The organism is Lutibacter sp., assembly GCF_013139515.1.
In the GTDB taxonomy this organism is placed as follows: Bacteria; Bacteroidota; Bacteroidia; order Flavobacteriales; family Flavobacteriaceae; genus Lutibacter.
The window spans coordinates 1-23,566 of record NZ_WTAR01000106.1; the positions used below are offsets into that span (position 1 = coordinate 1).

Consider the following 23,566-nt stretch of genomic DNA (forward strand, 5'->3'; position numbering starts at 1 on the left):
CTGAAGGAAATCAAATTACTGGAGATACTATTCATTTAATTTCAAATGCTAAAACTGAACAACTAGATTCTTTAAAAGTTTTAAGTAATGCTTTTATGATTCAAAAAGATTCAACAGGTTATAACCAATTGAAAGGAAAAAACATGTACGGGAAATTTAAAAATAATAAATTGAACTCATTAAATGATATTGGAAATAGTGAGGTTATTTTTTATTTAAGAGATGAATATCAAAAATTAATGGGGATTTCTAAAATGAAAAGCAGTGATAATATATTTATTACTTTAGAAAGCAATACTATTAATTCAATAGATTTTAATAAAAAACCAGATGGAAAAACATATCCTCCTTCTGAATTTGAAAAATTAAATCCAAAAGATAGAACTTTTAAAGGTTTTATTTGGAGAGAAGATGAACGTCCGTTAACTAAAGAAGCTATTTTTATACACGACAAACAACGTATAGAAAAATAATTTGAAAAAAGATTTTTTTAAATATCAAGCACAAACATCACCAAATCCATTAGCTATAGAAATTTCTCATGCAACTGGAAGTTTTGTTTATGATACTAATGGTAAAGAATATTTAGATTTTATTGCAGGTGTATCAGCAAATACATTAGGACATAATCACCCAAAAATTTCTGAAGCCATCAAAAAACAAGTTGATGCTTATACACATGTAATGGTGTATGGAGAATTTATTCAACAACCGCAAGTATCACTTACTAAATTACTTGCGAAAAATTTACCAGAAAATTTAGAAACCGTTTATTTAACAAACTCTGGAACTGAAGCTACTGAAGGAGCTCTAAAATTAGCTAAACGGTTTACAAATAGAAGTGAAATAATTTCAGCCAAAAACGGATACCATGGTAATACACAAGGCGCTATGAGTGTTTGCGGAGTCGAACAACAAAACAGTGCTTTTAGACCATTAATACCTGGAGTAAAATTTATTGAATTTAATAATGTTGTTGATATTGATAAAATATCAACCAACACAGCAGCTGTAATTTTAGAAACTATTCAAGGAGGTGCTGGTTTTATTGAACCAATAAACAACTATTTAAAAAAAGTAAAAGATAAATGCCAGAAAGTTGGTGCGCTACTTATTTTAGATGAAATACAAACTGGAATTGGCAGAACAGGAAAATTATTTGGTTTTGAAAATTACAATGTTGTTCCTGATATTCTAATTGCAGGTAAAGGATTAGGTGGCGGAATGCCAATAGGTGCTTTTATTTCATCTCATAAAATTATGAGCTGTTTAAAGCAACAACCTAAATTAGGTCATATAACAACTTTTGGTGGGCATCCTGTAATTGCTGCAGCTGCAAATGCTACATTAGTTGAATTACGGACTACTAACCTTATTGAAGAAACACTTCATAAAGAACTAATAATTAGAAAATTATTGGTTCATCCATTAATCTCAGAAATTAGAGGAAAAGGCTTAATGTTAGCTGCTATTGTTAAAACTGAAGACATTGCTTCAAAAGTTATATTAAAATCTATAAGCAAAGGCTTATTACTCTTTTGGTTATTATTTGAAGGCAAAGCTTTCCGTATAACACCTCCTTTAACAATTTCAGAAGAAGAAATAATAAAAGGTTGTTCTGTAATTATAGATAGCCTAAATGAAATTTTAGCTGAAACTTAAATTTACACTAACTTATTAAAATGCAACCATTTAGTTAAATAAATGTTAATATAGTACCTTGCAATACATAATAGTGTAACAAAATATATTTACAAACGTCATTTAAATAGAAACTAACAACTTAAAACTATTTATTATGACAACTTTAAATTTAAACCTTCCGCAAGAAAACAAGAAAAGAGTAGTATTTGTAAATTTTGTAAACACAAAAAGATTACAATGGAGCAAGTTTAGACGATACGGACTATAAAAATCAATACCTCTAAAACCGACCTTATGAAAATTCAAGTTTTAAACCTGTAGTATTATTCAAAATAATAGCTGCAGGTTTTTATTTTGAAATTAAATCATTTAACGAATTACGAACTTTAGTACTATTCCAATCTGCAGCTCCAACTTTAGAAATTAATATCGCTCCATTTTTATCAATTAAATAACTTGCAGGAATACTATTTGTTTCTGTAAATTTTTGAGGTGGACTACTTATAGAATTATAAACTGGCAAATCGTACCCATTTTTATCAAAAAAGGGTTTTACAGTATTCCAATTTTCGTTAGTTATAAAAACAAAGGCAACTTTGTCTTTATAATCATTATATAATTTTTGAATCATAGGCATTTCAGCTCTACAAGGCGGACACCAAGTAGCCCAAAAATTAACGAAAATCACTTTATTTTCAAACTCATTAAAATTTAAACTCTCCGTATTTAAACCTTTTAAATTCCAGTTATAATTGTTAATTGTTTCAGCATTTTCAATTTTTTCAACTGATGGTGTAAAAGCCAACTGCCTCATACCCCACTCTCTAGTTGATGGAAATAATAAAAGGCCAACAACAATTACAAATAGTATATTTGATATATTTTTTTTATTAAATAAATTCTTCATAAATATATGTTTGTTTCATTAGTAGTATAATTTACTCTTTTCTTACAAGCAAAAATATCAAAAAAATCACTACCTATTTATTTATTAATCAAGTAAAAATGAATTTTGTAATTACTAATCCATCAATAAAATACTATTTAACCATTAAAAGATACATTATTAGCCTCCAAATGTTAAATTTTTGTTATATATTGGCCGAATTAATTAACATAAATCAAAGTACATGAATTCAAAAAAACAATTTTTAATAGCGATATTTTCGCTATTTACGATGGCAACATTTGCGCAATCGTATCAAGTTTCGGGAACGGTTACCGATTCTGACAGTCAACCTTTACCTGGTGTTTCAGTTACAATTGAAGGAACATCAAGAGGTACTACAACCGATTTTGATGGTAAGTATACCGTTAAAGTTGAGTCAAGTGAAAATCTTATCTTTTCATATGTTGGATTTAACGATAAGAAATTACAAATGGATGGAACTAAAACATTTGATGTTGTATTAGTTTCTGGAGTATCTTTAGATGAAGTTGTTGTTGTAGGTTCAAGAAACCCTAACAGAACAGCTGTAGATACTGCGGTTCCTGTAGACATTATTGATGTTACAGAATTATTAACTGCTGGACCACAAGTTAATTTAAATCAAATTTTAAATTATGTGGCTCCTTCTTTTACATCTAATACGCAAACGATTTCTGATGGTACTGACCACATTGATCCTGCTTCTTTAAGAGGTTTAGGTCCTGATCAAGTATTAGTATTAATTAACGGTAAAAGAAGACACTCTTCTTCTCTTATTAACGTTAATGGTACATTTGGTAGAGGTAGTGTTGGTACAGATTTAAATGCAATTCCTGCCGCTTCTATTGAACGTATTGAAGTATTACGTGATGGAGCAGCTGCACAGTATGGTTCTGATGCCATTGCTGGTGTTATTAACATTGTATTAAAAAGAAGCACTAACGAGTTAACAATGAACCTTACAACAGGTGCTTATTACTCTGATAATTCTAATGGTCAAACAGGTGGTAGTGATGGACAAACAACTAACGTAAGTGCAAACTACGGTTTACAATTAGGTGACAAAGGTGGTTTCTTAAACTTTACTGGAGATTTTGATGTAAGAGAAGAATACAACAGAATGAAAGAATTTGAAGGTGGTATTTTTAATCAATACAATACTATTGAAAGAGTTGCAAATGATGCTGGATATGATATCACTAATTTATTAGATGGTGATGTATCTGATGTCATTTTATATGGTAATATGGCTGGATTAGGTTTAGACCTTGGAGCTACAAAATCAGAATTACAAGATATTTTAAGTGCTGATAATACAACTGCAGAATTAGCTGCACGTGGACAAACTAGAAGTGATTATAATATGAGAGTTGGTCAATCTGCTCTACGTGGTGGTCGTTTCTTTGCAAACTTCTCTTTGCCTTTAAATGATGACGGAACTGAATTATACTCATTTGCTGGTGTTAGTTCAAGAAAAGGTAACTCTGCAGGTTTTTACAGATTGCCTAGTCAAAACAGAACTTATACTCCTGCATATATTAATGGTTTTTTACCTGAAATTAACTCAACAATTACTGATAAATCTTTCGCTATAGGTATTAAAGGAAAAGTATCTGATTGGGATATTGATTTTAGTAATACATATGGTAAAAATGAATTTTTATATGCTATTAGCAATACATATAATGCTTCTATGCAAGGTGCATCTCCAACAACTTTTGATGCTGGTGGATTCTCATTCGCACAAAATACGACTAATTTAGATATTAGTAAATTTTATGAAGATATGATGTCTGGAGTAAATGTTGCTTATGGTGCTGAGTACCGTGTTGAAACATATGAAATTTATGCTGGTGAACTTGGTTCTTATGCTCAATTTACAGCAGACGGACAAGTAATTACTACACCTAGCCAAGATCCTTCAGTAGATTTCTTTGATAGAGCAAGACCAGGTGGATCTCAAGTATTCCCAGGATTTAGCCCTGCAAACGAATTATCTCGTGGTAGAAGTAGTGTAGCTGGATATTTAGACGTTGAAGCTGATGTGTCTGAAAACTTCTTAGTAAGTTTAGCAACACGTTACGAAGACTATTCTGACTTTGGCTCTACTTTGAACTTTAAATTAGCAACTAGAATTAAAGCTGGTGATAACACAAACATTAGAGCTGCATTTAACACAGGTTTTAGAGCTCCTTCATTACACCAATTAAACTTTAATTCAACATCTACAATTTTTGATCAAGATGGTAACCCAATTGAAGTAGGTACTTTCTCAAATGATAGTAGAGCTGCTAAATTATTAGGTATTCCTCAATTAAAAGAAGAAACATCTAAAAGTTTAAGTGTTGGATTTACTACAAAAATGCCAGATGCACATTTAACTGTAACAGTTGATGGATACTGGGTAGGTATTGATGACAGAGTAATTTACACTGGAAGATTCTCAGGACCTGGAACAGGAACTGAATTAGACAACTTATTATCTCAAGCAAATGCTGGAGCTGCAGCTTTCTTTGCAAATGCAATTGATACTGAATCTAAAGGTTTAGATATTGTAATTACACATGATGCTTTATTAGGTGACAATGCGAAACTAAAAACTGATTTAGCAGCAACTTTCTCTAAAACTAATAGAGTTGGTAATATTCATGCTTCACAAGTTTTAATTGATGCAGGTAAAGTTGAGACTTACTTCGATGAAGCTAGTAGAGTATATTTAGAAGAAGCTGTACCGGGAACAAAACTTAATTTATCTCATAGTTTAACTACTGATAAATTTAATGTTTTCTTAAGAAACGTTTACTTTGGTGAAGTAATGGAAGCTACAACTGATTTAGATAGACAACAAGTTTTTGGAACTAAAATTGTAACAGATTTATCTTTCGGTTACAAGGTTTCTGAAAGTACTACAATTACTGTAGGTGCAAACAACTTATTAGATATTGAACCAGATAGAGCAGAATTAGAATTCTCTGATGGAGGTACAAACAGAAGTTCTGGTCGTTTTGACTGGTCAAGAAGAGCACAACAATTTGGTGTTGGTGGTCGTTTCTTATTTGCAAGGTTAAACTTTGTACTTAAATAATAAATAAATTTATAATCTTCATAGTTGAGGATTGAAATTATAACTTAAAACCTGTAAAGATTAATTTCTTTACAGGTTTTTTTATTGTTCATTTTGAGTGCTTTTAAATACTGCAACATACTTAAAAATAGGAGTATGACAAATATCATATCTCCTAATCTAGTTATTCTTTAATTTTGTAGTAGTTAATTTATAAAGGAATAATAAATAGTATATAAACTATTTAAAATCTAAAAAAAATTAAAATGAAATCAATCTCAGCAGTACTAATTTTATTTATAATTACAACTACATTATACGCTCAAAACACACCAAATTACATTGTAAATGAATCTGAATTAATTGCAAGTACCATTAAGGTAACTACTATTAAAACAGTAAAATTTACAGACCCAAAACCTGATGGTAGAATTAAGAAAGTTTATTATGAATCTGGACAACTAAAGTCTGAAAACCATTTTATTTCAAGTACAATTAAACGGTTTCATGGAAAACAAACTTATTGGCATGAGAATGGCAAAATTAGTTCAGGAATTTATTTTAAAAATGGAAAAAAAGATGGCTCAGCAAAATATTATTGGAAAAACGGCCAATTAAAAAGACATGATGTTTACCAAAATGGTATTTTAAAAAATGGTAAATGTTGGGATGAAAAAGGTGAAAAAATTAAATATACAAAATACAATACTCACGCTGAATTTCCAGGAGGAAAAAAAGCATTAGCTTCCTATTTTTTAAAAAATTTACAATATCCAACAAAATCAAGAAATGCAAGCTGTAGAGGAAAAGTTATTGTAAGTGTTAAAATTGAAAAAGATGGAAGTATTTCAGATGTTTCAGTTGTTAAAGGCGTAAACCTAGTACTAAATAATGAAGCTAAAAGAGTTGTTAAAAATATGCCCAATTGGAAGCCTGCTTTAAGAAACGGAGTTGCAGTTAATTATGAAATAAGTATTCCTATCGTATTTTTTAGAAATTAATCAAAGAGTTTAAATATTTAACAAAAAAACCTACAAAATTGTAGGTTTTTTTGTTAAATATTATATCTTCCCTTTAATAATAGATTCTACAACATCAGGGTTTAGTAATGTTGAAATATCACCCAAATTACTAGTATCATTATGTGCTATTTTACGTAAAATTCTACGCATAATTTTTCCACTTCGGGTTTTAGGTAAACCTACCGTAAACTGAATTTTATCCAATTTAGCAATTGGACCAATATGCTCAGTAATTATTTGATTAATTTCTTTACGTAAATTATCATGGTTACGAGACTCTCCTGTTTCTTTTAAAATTACATAGCCATACAACGCACTTCCTTTAACATCATGTGGAAAACCAACAATAGCAGATTCAGCAACTGCTTGATGTTCATTTATTGCATCTTCTATTGGTGCTGTTCCTAAATTATGACCAGAAACAATAATTACATCGTCTACTCTACCGGTAATTCTATAATATCCAACCTCATCACGTAATGCTCCATCACCTGTAAAATACATATTTTTAAAAGCTGAAAAATACGTTTCTCTATAACGCTCATGGTTTCCCCAAATTGTTCTTGCCATAGCTGGCCAAGGAAATTTCACACACAAACGTCCATCTACTTGATTTCCTTTAATTTCTTTACCCTTTTCGTCCATTAAAGCTAATTGAACTCCAGGCAATGGTAAAGTTGCATAGGTTGGTTTTGTTGGCGTTGCATAAGGGATTGGAGAAATCATCATACCACCAGTTTCAGTTTGCCACCAAGTATCAACAATTGGGCTTTTCTTTTTTCCTACATTGTCATTATACCAATGCCAAGCTTCTTCATTAATGGGTTCACCTACCGAACCTAACACTTTTAATGATGATAAATCATACTTTTCAACATAGTCTAACTTTTCTTTTGCCAAAGCTCTAATAGCTGTTGGCGCAGTATAAAATTGATTTATTTTATGTTTTTCTACAATCTCCCAAAAACGCCCATAATCTGGATAATTTGGAACACCTTCAAACATAACAGTTGTTGCACCATTTGCTAATGGACCGTAAACAATATAACTATGCCCAGTAATCCAACCAATATCAGCAGTACACCAATACACATCATTTTCTTTATAATTGAATACATTTTTAAATGTATAAGCCGTATAAATCATATAACCAGCTGTTGAATGCACCATTCCTTTTGGTTTTCATGTTGAACCAGAAGTATATAAAATAAATAATGGATCTTCAGCATCCATAATTTCAGGTTCACACTCGTTAGAAGCTTCATCAAGTAATGGTTGTAACCATTTATCTCTACCTTCTTTCATATAAATTTCTGAATTAATTCGTTTTGCAACTAAAACGGTTTCAACACAAGAACATTCTTCTAATGCTTCATCAACAATTCCTTTTAAATCTATCGTTTTACTTCCTCTGTATGAACCATCAGAAGTAATTACCATTTTACAATCTGAATCATTAATTCTTGTAGACAAAGCTGTTGAAGAAAACCCTGCAAATACCACTGAATGAATTGCTCCAATTCTTGCACAAGCCAAAACCGAAATTGCCAATTCAGGAATCATTGGTAAATAAATACAAACTCTATCACCTTTTTTAATATCATGTTCTTTTAAAACATTGGCAAATTTATTTACACGTTCAAATAATTGCTGATATGTAATATGTTGTGCTTCTTCATCCGGATTATTTGGTTCAAATAAAATAGCAGTTTTATCACCTCTATTTCTTAAATGCCTATCAATACAATTTTCGGTAATATTTAATTTAGCACCTTCATACCAAGTCACTTCAGGTTTTGTAAAATCCCAATTTAATACTTTATTCCAACGTTTACGCCAAATAAAATGCTCTTCTGCTACTTCTTCCCAAAAGACTTCTGGATTTCTAACTGATTTTCTGTAAACTTGATAGTATTCTTCTAAGTGTTTAATGTGATAATTACTCATTTATATTATTGCTATTTACTTTATTAATTATTTAAAGCTGTATTTTCTTCTTCTGATAATATTCTTGAATGTATTATAAATCGAATCCCAAGCGGAATCTCAAGTGAAAAACTAGAACCTCTACCTTCAGTAATGTCAATTGTTAAATGTGTATGTTTCCAATACTCAAATTGATCTTGATTCATATAATAATTAACGCCTTCTAACGCTCCAAGAAGAATATCGCTTTCATCTAAGTACATATCTTCTTTTTCGAAAATCATAGGTGCCGAACCATCACAGCAACCTCCACTTTGATGAAAAATTAATTCACCATATTTAGCTTTTAATTCATTTACAATTTCAGCCGCTTCTTTTGTTATTGCTACTCTTTCAAAACTCATTTAAAAAAAATTAAAAAAAGTTGTTTGAAAAGTGAAATTTACTTCATCCTGAACTTGATTTAGGTTATAATAATGATTCACAATTAATACAATAAAATTCTGAAATAATACTTCAACAGGCTCAATATGACATTTCAAAATGAGAAATTATTAGACTTTTCAAACAGCCATATTATTAGTTAAATTTCTTTTCTAAAAGAAACCTAGTTTATTTTTATCATAAGAAATTAACATATTTTTAGTTTGACGGTAATGATTCATCATCATTAAATGTGTTTCTCTACCAAATCCAGATTTTTTATAACCGCCAAATGGTGCATGAGCTGGATATGCATGGTAACAATTCACCCAAACTCTACCGGCTTTAATTGCTCTTGGTATTTGATATAGTTGATGTGCATCTCTTGTCCAAACTCCAGCTCCTAAACCATAAAGTGTATCGTTTGCAATTTCTAATGCTTCAGCTTCATCTTTAAATTTAGTAACAGCTACAACGGGTCCAAAAATTTCTTCTTGAAATACACGCATTTTATTATGCCCTTCTAAAATAGTAGGTTGTATATAATATCCATTCGCAAATTCACCATCTAATTTACAAGCCTCTCCACCTGCTAATACTTTTGCTCCTTCTCCTTTCCCTATTTTTATATAAGAAAGAATTTTTTCATATTGGTCATTAGAAGCCTGAGCTCCCATCATACAATTAACATCATACGGATTCGTTTGATTGATGGCTTTTGTTCTAGCCACGACCCTTTCCATAAATTTATCATAAATATCTTCTTGGACCAATATTCTTGAAGGACACGTACAAACTTCACCTTGATTGAATGCAAATAATACCGCACCTTCTATTGCTTTATCTAAAAAAGCATCATCTTCATCCATCACACTATTAAAGAAAATATTAGGCGATTTTCCACCTAGTTCCATAGTAACTGGATTTAAATTTTTAGAAGCATACTGCATAATTAATTGTCCTGTTGTAGTTTCACCAGTAAAAGCTACTTTATTAACACCTGAATGTGAAGCTAAAGGTTTTCCTGCTTCCGGACCAAAACCGTGAATAATATTAACAACTCCTGGAGGAAATACAGCTGCGATTTTCTCCATTAATAAGGTTGCTGTTGATGGTGTTTGTTCTGCTGGTTTTAAAATAACACAATTCCCGGCAGCAAGTGCAGGAGGCATTTTCCATGATAACATTAACAATGGAAAATTCCAAGGTATAATTTGTGCAACTACACCTAAAGGTTCTTTAATATTCATTGATAAAGTATTCGCATCTAATTCAGTTGCTGAACCTTCCTCTGCTCTTATTACTGCTGCAAAATAACGCCAATGATCAATAGATAAAGGAATGTCTGCATTTAAAGTTTCCCGAATCGCTTTTCCATTATCACATGTTTCAACTAAAGCAAATTCTTCTAAATTAGCTTCAATAATATCAGCTACTTTATTTAAAAGAGATGCTCTATGAGCTGCTGAAGTATTCCCCCAAGCTTCTTTTGCTGCATTTGCGGCTGCTACTGCATTGTTCACATCTTCTTTTTGTGACCGCGCATATTTTGCAATTAAAGTATTATCAATTGGTGAATTGTTTTCAAAATACTCTCCTCCTACTGGATCTACAAATTTTCCATTTATAAAGTTTCCGTATTTTTCTTTAAATATTGGTTTTGAATAACTCATATTATATTATTTTTCTTAAAGATAATAATTTATTCTAATTATCAAAATAACAGGAATGTATTAAAGATTACATATTAATTTTATCATTCTTATAAAAATCAGGTGTTTTTCCTATATATGAATGAAATATTTAAATATAAAAAAGCATCTAAACATCTTAAACTGAAAGAAAAATTAATTTATTTTCATAACCTTTTAATTTATAGTTTTCATGTATTTATGTTTACTTATAGAAACCATACTTTAAAACTAGTAAATAGTATTAGTGTTAAATTTTTAATGCATTTGTGCGTCACCAGCATCTGATGGGATTCTAATATTATCAACTATTTCTTGTACTTCTTTTGGTGGCTTAGGTGTAAATGAAGCAATAATTAATGAAACTCCAAAATTTATAAGCATTGCAAATGTTCCAAATCCTTCAGGTGAAACTCCAAACCACCAATCATCTTTAGTACCACCGCCAAACCAATCAAATTTAAATCGCATCATATAATACAGCATAAAAAACATTCCTACAACCATACCAGTTATAGCTCCTTCTTTATTCATTCTTTTATAAAAAATACCCAAAACAATGGCTGGAAAAAATGAAGCAGCGGCTAACCCAAATGCAAGCGCTACTGTTGCGGCGACAAAATCAGGAGGATTTATACCAAACCAACCTGCAATAATTACTGCAACTACTGCTGATAATCTTGCAGCAACTAATTCTCCTTTGTCAGAAATTTTAGGATTTACTATTTTCTTAATAATATCATGAGATACTGATGAAGATATTACCAATAACAAACCTGCTGCTGTTGACAATGCAGCTGCCAAACCACCTGCAGCAACCAAAGCAATTACCCAATTTGGTAAATGTGCTATTTCGGGGTTTGCAAGTACCATAATATCTTTATCAATAGTTAATTCATTTACTGACTCATCAGCAACATATTGAACTAATCCATCATTATTTTTATCATCAAATGAAATTAAACCAGTTGTTTCCCAATTAGAAAACCAATCTGGCAATTCAGTATATTTTTTATTGCTAACCGTTTCAATCATATTTGTTCTAGCAAATACAGCAATTGCCGGAGCAGTTGTATATAAAATTGCTATAAACAATAATGCCCAACCTGCAGATTTACGAGCATCACTTACTTTCTTTACTGTAAAAAACCGAACAATTACATGTGGTAAACCTGCAGTACCAACCATTAGTGCTGCCGTAATAAAAAACACATCTATTTTAGATTTTGTACCTGAAGTGTATTCATGAAAACCTAGTTCTCTATGCAATCCATCTAACTTATCTAATAAATAAATTCCATCTGAACTACTTCCAAAACCTAATTGAGGAATTGGGTTCCCAGTCATTTGAATTGAAATAAAAATTGCTGGAACCATAAATGCAAAAATCAATACACAGTATTGAGCAACTTGTGTATATGTAATTCCTTTCATTCCACCTAAAACAGCGTAAAATAGCACGATAAACATACCTATAAGTACACCTGTATTTATATCTACTTCTAAAAAACGTGAAAATACCAAACCTACACCTCTCATTTGACCAGCAACATAAGTAAATGAAACTATTAATGCGCAAACTACTGCAACTACCCTAGCAACGTTAGAATAATATCTATCTCCAATAAAATCTGGCACTGTAAATTTTCCAAATTTTCTTAAGTAAGGTGCTAATAATAAAGCAAGTAACACATATCCTCCAGTCCACCCCATTAAATAAACAGAACCGTCATAACCACTAAAAGAAATTAAGCCTGCCATAGAAATAAATGATGCGGCTGACATCCAATCTGCTGCAGTTGCTAATCCGTTTGCTATTGGGTGCACTCCTTTTCCTGCAACATAAAATTCACCGGTTGAGCTTGCTCTAGTCCAAATAGCAATGCCAATATATAATGTAAATGTTATTCCTACTAAAACCCAAGTCCAAGTTTGTATATCCATCGCTTATTTTTCTAAATTATATTTATCATCTAACTTATTCATCAATTTTATGTACACAAAAATTAAAACTACAAACACATAAATAGAGCCTTGTTGCGCAAACCAAAAGCCAAGTTTAAAACCACCTATTCGTATCGTATTTAATTCATCTACAAGTAAAATTCCAAAAACAAAAGAAACTAAAAACCATATTGATAAAAGTATTGCTAAGTATTTTAAATTATTTTTCCAATACTTTTTTTGATATTTTTTATCCATAATATTAAGGTGAGTTAGAGTGAATATTTAATTATTGTGAAGCAATATAAAAATTTAATTTATTAAACTATTGCTTTTTATAATAAATGTTAATAATACGGTTATAAATTAAATTTAAGAAGATATAAAATAAGGTTATGTTAACTAATTTATAATTTTAATTAAATTCTATTATAGATTCCATAATTAAAAAAATCATTCAAAAATTAGTGTAGAAAAACTTACACTAGTTAAACTAAGTAATATTATCTTAGCATTTGACAAGAATTACTAACCTATGAATTTATCATTACTACTTGAAACTTTAATTTCAAACTGGGAAATAATAGCCTTATTTTTTTTAATAGCTTTACTATACGCGTCAGTAGGTTTTGGAGGTGGATCTAGTTACCTAGCCGTTCTAGCATTAACTTCATTAACATTTACACACTTTAGAGCAGTTGCATTATTATGTAATATTGTTGTTGTATCTGGCGGAACTTATATTTATATAAAAAATAAACTCTTTAATTGGAAAAAAATAATACCGTTAGTTTTAATAAGTGTTCCTATGGCTTTTTTAGGTGGATATTTAAAAATAAGTCAAACTTTATTCTTTATTCTTTTAGGAATTACGCTTTTAATTGCTGCCATTTTAATGTGGACATCAAAATACATTTCAAAAAAGGCTGATATTTCAAACTTTAAAAATTCAATTACAAAAGATGTTTCGTATGGTGGCGGCATTGGTTTTATTTCAGGAATGGTTGGTATTGGTGGTGGCGTATTTTTAGCTCCTCTTTTACATTTAACAAAATGGGATGTACCTAAAAGAATAGCTGCTACTTCAAGCTTTTTTATTTTAGTAAATTCTATAGCTGGTTTAGGTGGGCAATATTTAAACCCAAATTTTTCAATTAAACCAACAATTACTATAATTTTAATGTTCACGGTTTTAATTGGCGGGCAAATAGGATCTAGACTTAGTGTTAAATTTATCACTCCTATTAAACTAAAAAAAGGTACTGCAATACTTATTGCATTTGTTGCTATTCGTATTTTATGGAAATATTTAATGTAAAAACATTCTAATCTCTATTATTAAAATGATAAAAAAATAAGGATCATTTTATTGATTTAATTATTTTCATCAACCTTATTGTTTTATTGAATATACTACAACGTATTCGCAAGTTTAAACTGGTTTCATTCATATTTTATTTATTTTTGTAACTATTCTACAAATAGATTTATGATAGAGAAACAAGGACTTTACTTACCAGAATTTGAACATGAAAACTGTGGCGCCGGTTTTATATGCAACTTAAAAGGAGAAAAAACAAATCAAATTATACATGATGCTCTTGAAATTTTAGTAAAACTAGAACATAGAGGTGGTGTTAGTTCTGATGGAAAAACAGGTGATGGAGCTGGTCTATTAATTGATATACCACACGAATATTTTAATAGAGTTTGTACTTTTAAATTACCTGCTCGAAGAGAATATGCCGTGGGTATGATTTTTTTACCGAAAAACAAAAATCAATATATTTATTGTAAAAATGTATTTGAAGAAGAAATCAAAAATCAAGGACTTGAAATTCTAGGATGGAGAGATGTACCTGTAGATAATTCTCAGCTTGGTGAAATTGCTTTGAATTCTGAACCAACTATCAATCAAGTGTTTGTTGGTAAAGGAACTATTAAAGATGAAAATATATTTAAGGCTAAATTATATGCAGCAAGAAAAATTGCAGAACATACAATAGCAGCTTCAAAAATGTCTGAAAGCAACTACTTTTATGTAACAAGCTTTTCAAATACTACCTTAATTTATAAAGGTATTATTATGCCCGAAGATATTGGACCGTATTTTATAGATTTACAACAACCAGATTTAGTAACAAGATTAGCACTTGTTCATCAACGATTTTCAACAAATACAATGCCTTCTTGGGAATTAGCACAACCATTTAGATATATGTGTCAAAATGGTGAAATAAATACGCTACGAGGTAATGTGAGTAGAATGCGTGTGCGTGAAGAAATAATGCAAAGTGAAATTTTTGGTGATCAGATTGAAAAATTATTCCCAATTATTTTACCAGGAAAATCAGATTCAGCTTCTATGGATATGGTGGTAGAATTATTAACATTATCAGGTAGGTCTTTACCTGAAGTTATGATGATGATGATTCCTGAAGCTTGGGAAAAGCATTTAACAATGTCTGAAGAAAGAAAAGCATTTTACGAATACAATGCTTGCATTATGGAACCTTGGGATGGGCCAGCTTCAATTCCTTTTACTGATGGAGATTATATTGGCGCACTATTAGACCGTAACGGATTAAGACCATCAAGATACACAGTAACAAAAAGCGGAAAATTAATAATGTCTTCTGAAATTGGTGTTGTTGATATTGCACCTAAAGACGTTGAAAAACATGGTAGATTAGAACCAGGAAAAATGTTTTTGGTTGACATGAATGAAGGGAGAATTATTAATGATGAAGAAATAAAAGCAAAAATTGTTTCAGAAAGACCTTATAAAAAATGGTTAGACAAAACAAGAAAAAATTTAAAAGACTTACCAAATACAAATGAAGTTTGTCCAATTGAAACCGTAGATTTAAAAACACGCTCTCGTTTATTTAATTACACCACTGAAGATATTCAAGTAGTTGTTACACCTATGGCTCAAAATGGTAAAGAGGCTTTAGGTTCTATGGGAATTGATACACCACTTGCTGTTTTATCAGATAGACCTCAGTTAATCTCAAACTATTTTAAACAATTATTTGCGCAGGTTACAAACCCGCCTTTAGATGGTATAAGAGAAGAAATTGTTACAGATATCAGCCTTGCTTTAGGTAAAGATCGAAATATTTTTAGTATTTCTGATAGACAATGTAGAAAACTTAGAATTCAAAATCCTGTAATTTCTAACAATGATTTAGAAAAAATAAGAAACATTTCTTTAACTGATTTTAAATCTATCACTATTGAAATTCTTTATAAAAAAGAAAGAGGTTTAAATGGTTTAGAAGACGCTTTAGAAGATATTATCAACCAAGTTTCCAAAGCTGTTGATGACAAAACAAATATCATTATTTTATCAGATAGAGGAGCAAATAAAGAGTTCGCTCCAATACCCGTTTTATTAGCCTGCTCATACGTTCATCATTCTCTTAATAGACTAAGAAAACGTTCTTATTTTGATATTGTTATTGAATCTGCCGAACCAAGAGAACCACATCAATTTGCAACTTTATTTGGTTATGGCGCAAGTGCTATTAATCCGTATATGGTAAATGAAATTATTCGTGTACAGGTTAAAAAAGGGTTTATAACAGGCATAAATGAACAACAAGCAGTTGATAATTTTAACCAAGCAATTGGAAAAGGGATTTTGAAAGTAATGAACAAAATTGGAATCTCTACATTACACTCATACAGAGGTTCTCAAATTTTTGAAATTGTTGGCTTCAACTCTAAATTTGTTGAAAAATACTTCCCTTACACCGCTTCAAGAATTGAAGGAATTGGCTTGTATGAAATTGAAAAAGAAATTTCTAAAAGATATGATTACGCTTATCCCAAAACATTAATTAAAAACAGGTTAGGATTAAATATTGGAGGTCATTACCGATGGAGACGTAATGGAGAGAAACATTTATTCAACCCAACAACAGTTGCTAAATTACAACAAGCAGTTCGGTTAAGTGATCAAAAAAGTTACGACGCTTACGCTAAAGCTGTAAACGAACAAGCTGAAAATTTAATGACGATTAGAGGTTTGTTTGAATTTAACAACTTTGACCCAATACCAATTGATGAAGTTGAACCTTGGACTGAAATTGTAAAACGTTTTAAAACGGGTGCAATGTCTTACGGATCAATTTCAAGAGAAGCACATGAGAATTTAGCAATTGCTATGAATCGTATCGGCGGTAAAAGTAATTCAGGTGAAGGTGGTGAAGATAGAAGACGTTTCCAAAAAGACATAAATGGTGATAGTCGTAACTCGGCTATAAAACAAGTTGCATCTGGTCGTTTTGGAGTTACTTCGCATTATTTATCCAGTGCTAAAGAAATTCAAATTAAAATGGCGCAAGGTGCTAAACCAGGAGAAGGTGGTCAATTACCAGGTGAAAAAGTATTACCTTGGATTGCATCGGCAAGAAATTCTACACCTTTTGTAGGATTAATTTCTCCACCTCCACATCACGATATTTATTCTATTGAAGATTTAGCACAATTAATTTTCGATTTAAAAAATGCTAATAGAGAAGCAAGAATTAATGTAAAATTAGTTTCCGAAGTTGGTGTTGGTACTATTGCTGCTGGTGTTGCAAAAGCAAAAGCAGATGTAGTTTTAATTGCTGGTTACGATGGTGGAACAGGTGCATCTCCTTTAACTTCATTAAAACACGCAGGTTTACCTTGGGAACTTGGTTTGGCTGAAGCACAACAAACATTGGTGTTAAATAACTTAAGAAGTAGAATTGTTGTAGAATGTGACGGACAGTTAAAAACTGGTCGTGATGTTGCAATTGCAGCTTTACTAGGTGCTGAAGAATTTGGTTTTGCAACAGCTCCTTTAGTTGCTTCAGGCTGTATTATGATGCGTAAATGCCATTTAAATACTTGTCCGGTTGGTATTGCAACTCAAGATAAAGAGTTGCGAAAAAACTTCAAAGGAACACCTGAGCATGTGATAAACTTTTTCTTTTATATTGCTGAAGAATTAAGAGCAATTATGGCAGAATTAGGTTTTAGAACAATGGATGAAATGATTGGGCAAACTTCAAAAATAAACTCAAACAAAGCTATTACACATTATAAAGCTAAAGGTTTAGACTTATCTTCAATACTACACGTACCAAAAGGATACAGTAAAATGGATTTAAGAAATACTGAAAAGCAAGATCACTTTTTAGAGGATGTTCTAGATTTAGAAATTCTTAAAGATTCTCATAGAGCTTTATTTAGAAAAGAAAAAATGGTTTTAAACTATCCTATTTGTAATATGGATCGTTCTGTTGGGGCTATTGTAAGTCATGAAATTTCAAAAGTTTATGGTCATTTAGGTTTACCTGAAGACACTTTAAGTATCAATTTCACTGGCTCTGCAGGTCAAAGTTTTGGAGTATTTGGAGCACACGGTTTAACTTTCACAATTAATGGTAATAGTAATGATTATTTAGGAAAAGGATTATCTGGAGCAAAAATTATAGTAAAAAAACCTGTGAAAGCAGATTTTATTGCTGAAGAAAATATAATTATTGGTAATGTCTGTTTATTTGGTGCCGTTGAAGGTGAAGCTTACATAAATGGTATTGCAGGTGAACGTTTTGCAGTTCGTAACTCAGGTGCAATAGCTGTAGTTGAAGGTGTTGGTGACCACGGATGTGAATATATGACCGGTGGAAAAGTAATAGTACTTGGAAAAACTGGACGTAATTTTGCTGCAGGAATGAGTGGTGGTATTGCATACATATACGATCCAAAAAATAAATTTACCAATGGTTTATGCAATACTGAAACTATTGAATTTGACCCTATTGAAAAAGAAGATGCTAACGAATTAAAAGCATTGATAGAAAAACATGTGATCTACACAAATAGCAACAGAGGAAAAGAATTATTAAATGATTGGGAAAACAGCTTAAGCAACTTTGTAAAAGTAATGCCTACTGAGTATAAACGAGCTTTAAAGCGTTTAGAAACTGAAGAACCAATGGTAGAAGAATTAACAGCATAATATTATGGGAAAAATAACAGGTTTTAAAGAATTCGAAAGAAAAGACGAGACATATAAAGCAGTTAAAAAACGCGTTAGTAATTATAACGAATTTACAGTACCGTTGAATAATGAAGATATTACAAAACAAGGGTCTCGCTGTATGGATTGCGGTATTCCATTTTGTCACAGTGCATGTCCGCTTGGGAATTTAATACCAGATTTTAATGATATGGTTCATAGAGGTGAATGGAAAAAAGCTTCATATATTTTACATACTACAAATAATTTTCCTGAATTTACAGGTCGCTTATGCCCTGCTCCTTGCGAACAAGCTTGTGTGTTAGGTCTTGTAGATAATCCTATTTCAATTGAAAATATTGAAAAAAACATTGTTGAACGTGCTTTTAAAGAAGGATGGATAAAACCTCAAACACCAAGTACACAAACTGGAAAAACTATAGCTATAATTGGCTCTGGCCCTGCAGGATTAGCTGCAGCACAACAACTAAATAGAGCTGGACATACAGTAACTGTTTTTGAAAGAGATGATGAAGTAGGTGGATTATTACGCTATGGAATACCAAATTTTAAACTAGAAAAAGAAATTATTGATAGAAGAGTTGGAATATTAATAGAAGAAGGAATTACTTTTAAAACCAACATAAATGTTGGTGTAAATTATTCAGCTGAACAGTTAAATAAATTTGACGCTGTAGTTTTATGTGGTGGTGCTACAGAACGCAGAAGCTTACCAACTAAAGGAATTGAAACAACAGGAGTTGTACAAGCAATGGATTTCTTAACTCAAGCAACTAAGGTTGTTTTTGGTAAAGATGTAAAAGATCAAGTTTTAGCTACCAATAAAAATATAATTGTAATTGGTGGTGGTGATACTGGTTCAGATTGTGTAGGGACTTCAAATCGTCAAGGGGCAACATCCGTTACTAATTTTGAAATTATGCCTAAACCTCCAGGTGATAGAAGTTCAAGTACACCTTGGCCATTTTGGCCTCTTCAATTAAAAACTTCTTCATCACATAAAGAAGGCTGTGACAGAAATTGGCTAATTAACACCAAAGAATTTGTGAGTAATGAAAAAGGTGAATTAATTGCATTAAAAACAATTGAAGTTGAATGGAAAATGAATCCAGGTAAAAGACCTGAATTAATTGAAATTGAAGGGACTGAAAAAACATGGCCTTGTGATTTAGCATTGCTTGCTTTAGGTTTTACGGGACCTGAATCAACTTTAAGCGAACAACTAGGTATAAAAACTGATGCTAGAAGTAATTACATTGGCACTAAATATCAAACCAATGTGCCTCATATTTTTACTGCTGGTGATATGCGTAGAGGACAATCATTAATTGTTTGGGCAATTTCAGAAGGTAGAGAAGCTGCAAAAAAAGTAGATGAATATTTAATGGGCTTTAGTAACTTACCTTCAAAAGGAGATGGTGATTTACCAAGTATGTAGTTAAAACATATTATAAAATAATATTAAAAATCCATTTTTCAAATTAAACAATAATTTATAGTGAATAACTTTGATTTTAAGATAGGAAACTGATTAAAATCATTCTTTTTATAAATTTTCGTGTTTAATTTTATAACTAAATTAATTTTTAAATATAAAAACGATGAAAAAAATCACATTTCTTTTAATTCTTATTATTGCAATAGTTTCTTGCAAAACAGAAAATAAAAAAACTGATACTATTTCAGAAATAAATACTGATATAGAAACTCCTTTTGTGTCACTCAATGAATTTGATATAAAGGCCGGTGAATTTGTAAACAAAGAAATTAAAGTTAACGGTATTGTAGATCACGTTTGTAAACATGGTGGTAAAAAAATACTTTTAGTTACTGATGAAAGTGATGTACATGTTGTTTCAGAAGAACGATTTGACGAAAATTTAAAGGGAAGTGAAATTATTTTAACTGGTATTGTTTTAGAAGAAAGAGTTGACGAATCTTATTGTCTGAAAATGGAAGAAGATAATATTAAAAGTCATTCTGAAGGAACTTCAAACGAAGAACAATTTGAAGCTAAGAAACAACACATACAACAATACAGAGATCAAATGAAAGCTAAAAATATTGCTTATATTTCAAACTATTCATTAAAATACGTTTCGCATTCCGAAATTCAATAAACTATGAAACAATTACGAAAATGGAGTAGAATACTTCATAGAGATATTGGTTTCTTTTTTATTGGTACTACATTAATTTATGCACTATCTGGTATTGCATTAAATCATATGGCTGATTGGAATCCTAATTATAAAGTTGAAATAAACCATTTTGAAACATCCATTAACTTAGATAAAACAGATTCAGTAAAAAATAATATCTTAAATTTATTAGATGAAATTGACTCGAGTAAAAATTATAAAAGTCATTATTATTCAAATAAAAATACGCTTAAAATATTTTTAAAAGGAGGGTCTTCAGTATTAGTGAATATAAATAGTGGAAAAGGAATGGCAGAATACTTAAAAAGGCGTTCTATTTTTTATGAATCAAATTATTTACACTACAATCCTAATAGGTTATGGACTTGGTTTTCTGACATTTATGCTGGTGCTTTAATTCTATTTGTAATAACTTCATTCTTCATTACAAAAGGAAAAAAAGGAATTACCGGAAGAGGTGGAATTTATACCGCTCTTGGAATTATAATTCCAATAATATTCCTAATCTATTATATGTAAAAAAAAGCTGAAGATTAATTTTCAGCCTTTTTTTTAGTTGTTTAGCAACATGAAATCTGTTAATACCATTGCTGCCAATGCTTCAACAATTGGTACTGCACGAGGAACCACACAAGGGTCGTGACGACCTTTACCGTGCATTTCAACTATATTTCCTTTATTATCAATAGTTTGTTGAGGTTGCATAATAGTTGCTACAGGCTTAAATGCAACTCTAAAATAAATGTCCATTCCATTGCTTATTCCACCTTGAATTCCACCCGATAAATTTGTTTTTGTTGTTCCGTCAGCATTAAAAATATCATTATGTTCGCTACCTTTCATTTTAGCACCACAAAATCCGCTACCATATTCAAAACCTTTAACAGCATTTATAGATAACATAGCTTTACCTAACTGCGCATGAAGCTTATCAAAAATAGGCTCTCCTAAACCAACTGGCACATTTTGAATAACACAAGTAACTGTGCCTCCAATAGTATCGCCTTGCTTTTTGATTTCCTCAATTTGTGTTATCATTCTTTTAGCAGAAGCTTCATCTGGGCAACGAACAATATTACTTTCTGTTTTAGAAAAATCAATATTTTGATATGGTTTTTCCATAAAAATATCACCTACTGAAGAAGTAAATGCATTTATTTTAATTTCAGGAATTACTTGTTTAGCTACTGCTCCACCAACAACCCAATTAGCTGTTTCACGAGCTGAAGTCCTTCCTCCGCCACGATAATCTCTATTTCCATATTTTTTATCGTACGTATAATCTGCATGTGAAGGACGATAAGAATCTTTTATATGTGAATAATCATTAGAACGTTGATGTACATTTTTAATAATAAATCCAATAGATGTACCTGTAGTTTTTCCTTCAAAAATACCCGATAAAAATTGAACTTCATCTGGCTCTTTTCTTTGCGTTACAATTTTAGATTGCCCTGGTTTTCTTCTATCTAATTCATGTTGAATTGCATTCAAATCTAATGTTACTCCTGCCGGACAACCATCAATAATGCCTCCAATAGCTTCGCCATGTGATTCACCAAAAGTAGTAAGTGTATATATTTTCCCTAACGAATTAGCCATAATCTAAATTTAAGCACAAATGTAAAAAAAGAATTTTACAGAAGGTTTATTTATTCTTTGAAATAAATTTAAAAAAACCATAATTTAATTGCCATTATAACAACCATTACAATTAAAAATTTTCTAACTAACTCATCTCCTTTATTAACAGACCACCTACTCGCAAACCAACCTCCTGCAGCGTTTCCTATTGATAAAGTTAAACCAATTCTCCAATTAATCAGATCATTATAAGCAAAAACAGCTATAGACGAAATGGTATAAATTAAAACAACCGTCACTTTAACTGCATTACTTTTCACTAATGATAAGTTATTTACCGAAGATAAAATTAATAGTATTATAAACCCTACTCCAGCTTGAATAAACCCACCATAAATACCTACAAAAAAGAAAAGAATAACACTTATCCATAAATGTTTCTTAGAAGTTTTTTCTAATGTAGCTATTAGATTATTTTTAGATTTAAAAACCATATAAAAAACAATAACAACCATAATAATTGCAAGTATTCTATTGAATGTTTCGCTTTTAATATCAATAGCAATTTGAGCGCCAATTAATGAGCCTATTAAAGCGGAAACACCAATATAAATACTAAAAGGAAATGTTATGACTCCTTTACTTTTAAAACCTGCAGTAGTAAATATGTTTTGAAATAAAATAGCAATTCTATTTGTCCCATTAGCAATATTTGAGGGCAAACCCAAAAAAATAAGAATTGGCAAAGTTAATAATGAACCTCCACCAGCTATCGTATTTATTGACCCAGCAATAAAACCAATAACTATTAAACCTACTATTTCTAAAACTAAATCCACCTAATAAATTGAAAATCAAATGTAGTTTAAAAATTATTAAAAATATTTATAAAAAAAGGCGAAAAAGTTTGAGCAAAACAAAAAAGGGTTTTATATTTGCCGTCGCTAAAGGAGAATTGGCAGAGTGGTCGAATGCGGCAGTCTTGAAAACTGTTGAGGGTCACACCTCCGGGGGTTCGAATCCCTCATTCTCCGCTGATAAAGTCGTCAAATGACACTTTAAAAGTTAAAACCTTCTAAACATTACGTTTAGAGGGTTTTTTGTTTTTGGTATATACTCAAAATACACATTATAAATCAAAGTTCAGTTACCCTAT

15 protein-coding genes, 1 tRNA gene and 2 pseudogenes are annotated in these 23,566 nt (G+C 30.8%); 10 read left to right on the plus strand and 8 right to left on the minus strand.

Going from position 1 to position 23,566, the window contains the following annotated elements; translation table 11 throughout:
* Positions 1–473 (plus strand): annotated as a pseudogene (locus tag GQ540_RS09565) (hypothetical protein); the annotation flags it as partial.
* A 1-nt stretch (position 474) separates the two neighbouring features.
* A complete protein-coding gene (locus GQ540_RS09570; RefSeq protein WP_291800437.1) occupies positions 475–1,662 on the plus strand; it encodes an aspartate aminotransferase family protein in 1,188 nt (395 codons plus the stop codon).
* Between the two features lie 331 nt (positions 1,663–1,993).
* Here the strand turns inward: GQ540_RS09570 and GQ540_RS09575 are convergent, their stop codons facing one another.
* Positions 1,994–2,551, minus strand: a complete 558-nt coding sequence (locus GQ540_RS09575; protein WP_291800439.1) for a thioredoxin family protein — start codon at positions 2,549–2,551, stop codon at positions 1,994–1,996.
* Between the two features lie 223 nt (positions 2,552–2,774).
* Between GQ540_RS09575 and GQ540_RS09580 the strand changes: the two genes are divergently transcribed.
* Together GQ540_RS09580 and GQ540_RS09585 are read left to right on the plus strand one after the other, a co-directional pair.
* Positions 2,775–5,657: a TonB-dependent receptor gene (locus tag GQ540_RS09580; protein ID WP_291800441.1), complete on the plus strand. Its 2,883-nt coding sequence runs from the start codon at positions 2,775–2,777 to the stop codon at positions 5,655–5,657.
* Positions 5,658–5,902: 245 nt separating this feature from the next.
* On the plus strand, positions 5,903–6,637 hold the full coding sequence (locus tag GQ540_RS09585) for an energy transducer TonB (RefSeq protein ID WP_291800443.1): 735 nt from the start codon (positions 5,903–5,905) through the stop codon (positions 6,635–6,637).
* A gap of 60 nt (positions 6,638–6,697) precedes the next feature.
* On the opposite strand, the pseudogene acs reads toward GQ540_RS09585, so the two are convergent.
* The 5 genes and pseudogenes from acs to GQ540_RS09610 all read right to left on the minus strand — a co-directional run bounded on the left by acs (position 6,698) and on the right by GQ540_RS09610 (position 12,900).
* Positions 6,698–8,605, minus strand: a pseudogene (acs, locus tag GQ540_RS09590) (acetate--CoA ligase).
* A 23-nt stretch (positions 8,606–8,628) separates the two neighbouring features.
* On the minus strand, positions 8,629–8,988 hold the full coding sequence (locus tag GQ540_RS09595; RefSeq protein ID WP_291800445.1) for a DUF779 domain-containing protein: 360 nt from the start codon (positions 8,986–8,988) through the stop codon (positions 8,629–8,631).
* Between the two features lie 192 nt (positions 8,989–9,180).
* On the minus strand, positions 9,181–10,680 hold the full coding sequence (locus tag GQ540_RS09600; RefSeq protein ID WP_291800447.1) for an aldehyde dehydrogenase family protein: 1,500 nt from the start codon (positions 10,678–10,680) through the stop codon (positions 9,181–9,183).
* Positions 10,681–10,956: 276 nt separating this feature from the next.
* Positions 10,957–12,642 (minus strand): sodium:solute symporter family protein, encoded by a 1,686-nt coding sequence (locus GQ540_RS09605; RefSeq protein ID WP_291800449.1) that lies wholly within the window; start codon positions 12,640–12,642, stop codon positions 10,957–10,959.
* Between the two features lie 3 nt (positions 12,643–12,645).
* Complete coding sequence (locus tag GQ540_RS09610; RefSeq protein ID WP_291800451.1) at positions 12,646–12,900, minus strand: DUF4212 domain-containing protein; 255 nt, start codon at positions 12,898–12,900, stop codon at positions 12,646–12,648.
* Positions 12,901–13,177: 277 nt separating this feature from the next.
* Here GQ540_RS09610 and GQ540_RS09615 point away from each other — a divergent pair, with 277 nt between their 5' ends.
* The 5 genes from GQ540_RS09615 to GQ540_RS09635 all read left to right on the plus strand — a co-directional run bounded on the left by GQ540_RS09615 (position 13,178) and on the right by GQ540_RS09635 (position 21,345).
* Complete coding sequence (locus tag GQ540_RS09615; protein ID WP_291800453.1) at positions 13,178–13,960, plus strand: sulfite exporter TauE/SafE family protein; 783 nt, start codon at positions 13,178–13,180, stop codon at positions 13,958–13,960.
* A gap of 171 nt (positions 13,961–14,131) precedes the next feature.
* Positions 14,132–18,643: a glutamate synthase large subunit gene (gene gltB / locus GQ540_RS09620; RefSeq protein ID WP_291800455.1), complete on the plus strand. Its 4,512-nt coding sequence runs from the start codon at positions 14,132–14,134 to the stop codon at positions 18,641–18,643.
* A 4-nt stretch (positions 18,644–18,647) separates the two neighbouring features.
* Positions 18,648–20,102 carry a glutamate synthase subunit beta gene (locus tag GQ540_RS09625; protein ID WP_291800457.1) on the plus strand — a complete coding sequence of 485 codons (1,455 nt, stop codon included), beginning with the start codon at positions 18,648–18,650 and terminating at the stop codon, positions 20,100–20,102.
* A 163-nt stretch (positions 20,103–20,265) separates the two neighbouring features.
* Entirely contained in the window at positions 20,266–20,784 is a 519-nt protein-coding gene (locus tag GQ540_RS09630) for a hypothetical protein (RefSeq protein WP_291800458.1), read from the plus strand.
* A gap of 3 nt (positions 20,785–20,787) precedes the next feature.
* A complete protein-coding gene (locus GQ540_RS09635; RefSeq protein WP_291800460.1) occupies positions 20,788–21,345 on the plus strand; it encodes a PepSY-associated TM helix domain-containing protein in 558 nt (185 codons plus the stop codon).
* 33 nt (positions 21,346–21,378) lie between these two features.
* Here the strand turns inward: GQ540_RS09635 and aroC are convergent, their stop codons facing one another.
* Both aroC and GQ540_RS09645 read right to left on the minus strand, forming a co-directional pair.
* A complete protein-coding gene (aroC, locus tag GQ540_RS09640) occupies positions 21,379–22,431 on the minus strand; it encodes a chorismate synthase (RefSeq protein ID WP_291800464.1) in 1,053 nt (350 codons plus the stop codon).
* 65 nt (positions 22,432–22,496) lie between these two features.
* The gene (locus GQ540_RS09645; RefSeq protein WP_291800462.1) at positions 22,497–23,249 is read right to left on the minus strand and encodes a sulfite exporter TauE/SafE family protein; all 753 of its coding nucleotides are present in this window, start codon (positions 23,247–23,249) and stop codon (positions 22,497–22,499) included.
* A gap of 110 nt (positions 23,250–23,359) precedes the next feature.
* On the opposite strand from GQ540_RS09645, the gene GQ540_RS09650 reads away from it, so the two are divergent.
* Positions 23,360–23,444: transfer RNA gene (locus tag GQ540_RS09650), tRNA-Ser, on the plus strand.
* The last annotated feature ends 122 nt before the right edge of the window (positions 23,445–23,566 follow it).

Excerpts from the sequence above, each read along its gene's own strand:
- GQ540_RS09575 (WP_291800439.1), bottom strand. The coding sequence starts at position 2,551 with ATGAAGAATTTATTTAATAAAAAAAATATATCAAATATACTATTTGTA.
- GQ540_RS09580 (WP_291800441.1), top strand. The coding sequence starts at position 2,775 with ATGAATTCAAAAAAACAATTTTTAATAGCGATATTTTCGCTATTTACG.
- GQ540_RS09585 (WP_291800443.1), top strand. The coding sequence starts at position 5,903 with ATGAAATCAATCTCAGCAGTACTAATTTTATTTATAATTACAACTACA.
- GQ540_RS09595 (WP_291800445.1), bottom strand. The coding sequence starts at position 8,988 with ATGAGTTTTGAAAGAGTAGCAATAACAAAAGAAGCGGCTGAAATTGTA.
- GQ540_RS09600 (WP_291800447.1), bottom strand. The coding sequence starts at position 10,680 with ATGAGTTATTCAAAACCAATATTTAAAGAAAAATACGGAAACTTTATA.
- GQ540_RS09605 (WP_291800449.1), bottom strand. The coding sequence starts at position 12,642 with ATGGATATACAAACTTGGACTTGGGTTTTAGTAGGAATAACATTTACA.
- GQ540_RS09610 (WP_291800451.1), bottom strand. The coding sequence starts at position 12,900 with ATGGATAAAAAATATCAAAAAAAGTATTGGAAAAATAATTTAAAATAC.
- GQ540_RS09615 (WP_291800453.1), top strand. The coding sequence starts at position 13,178 with ATGAATTTATCATTACTACTTGAAACTTTAATTTCAAACTGGGAAATA.
- gltB (WP_291800455.1), top strand. The coding sequence starts at position 14,132 with ATGATAGAGAAACAAGGACTTTACTTACCAGAATTTGAACATGAAAAC.
- GQ540_RS09625 (WP_291800457.1), top strand. The coding sequence starts at position 18,648 with ATGGGAAAAATAACAGGTTTTAAAGAATTCGAAAGAAAAGACGAGACA.
- GQ540_RS09630 (WP_291800458.1), top strand. The coding sequence starts at position 20,266 with ATGAAAAAAATCACATTTCTTTTAATTCTTATTATTGCAATAGTTTCT.
- GQ540_RS09635 (WP_291800460.1), top strand. The coding sequence starts at position 20,788 with ATGAAACAATTACGAAAATGGAGTAGAATACTTCATAGAGATATTGGT.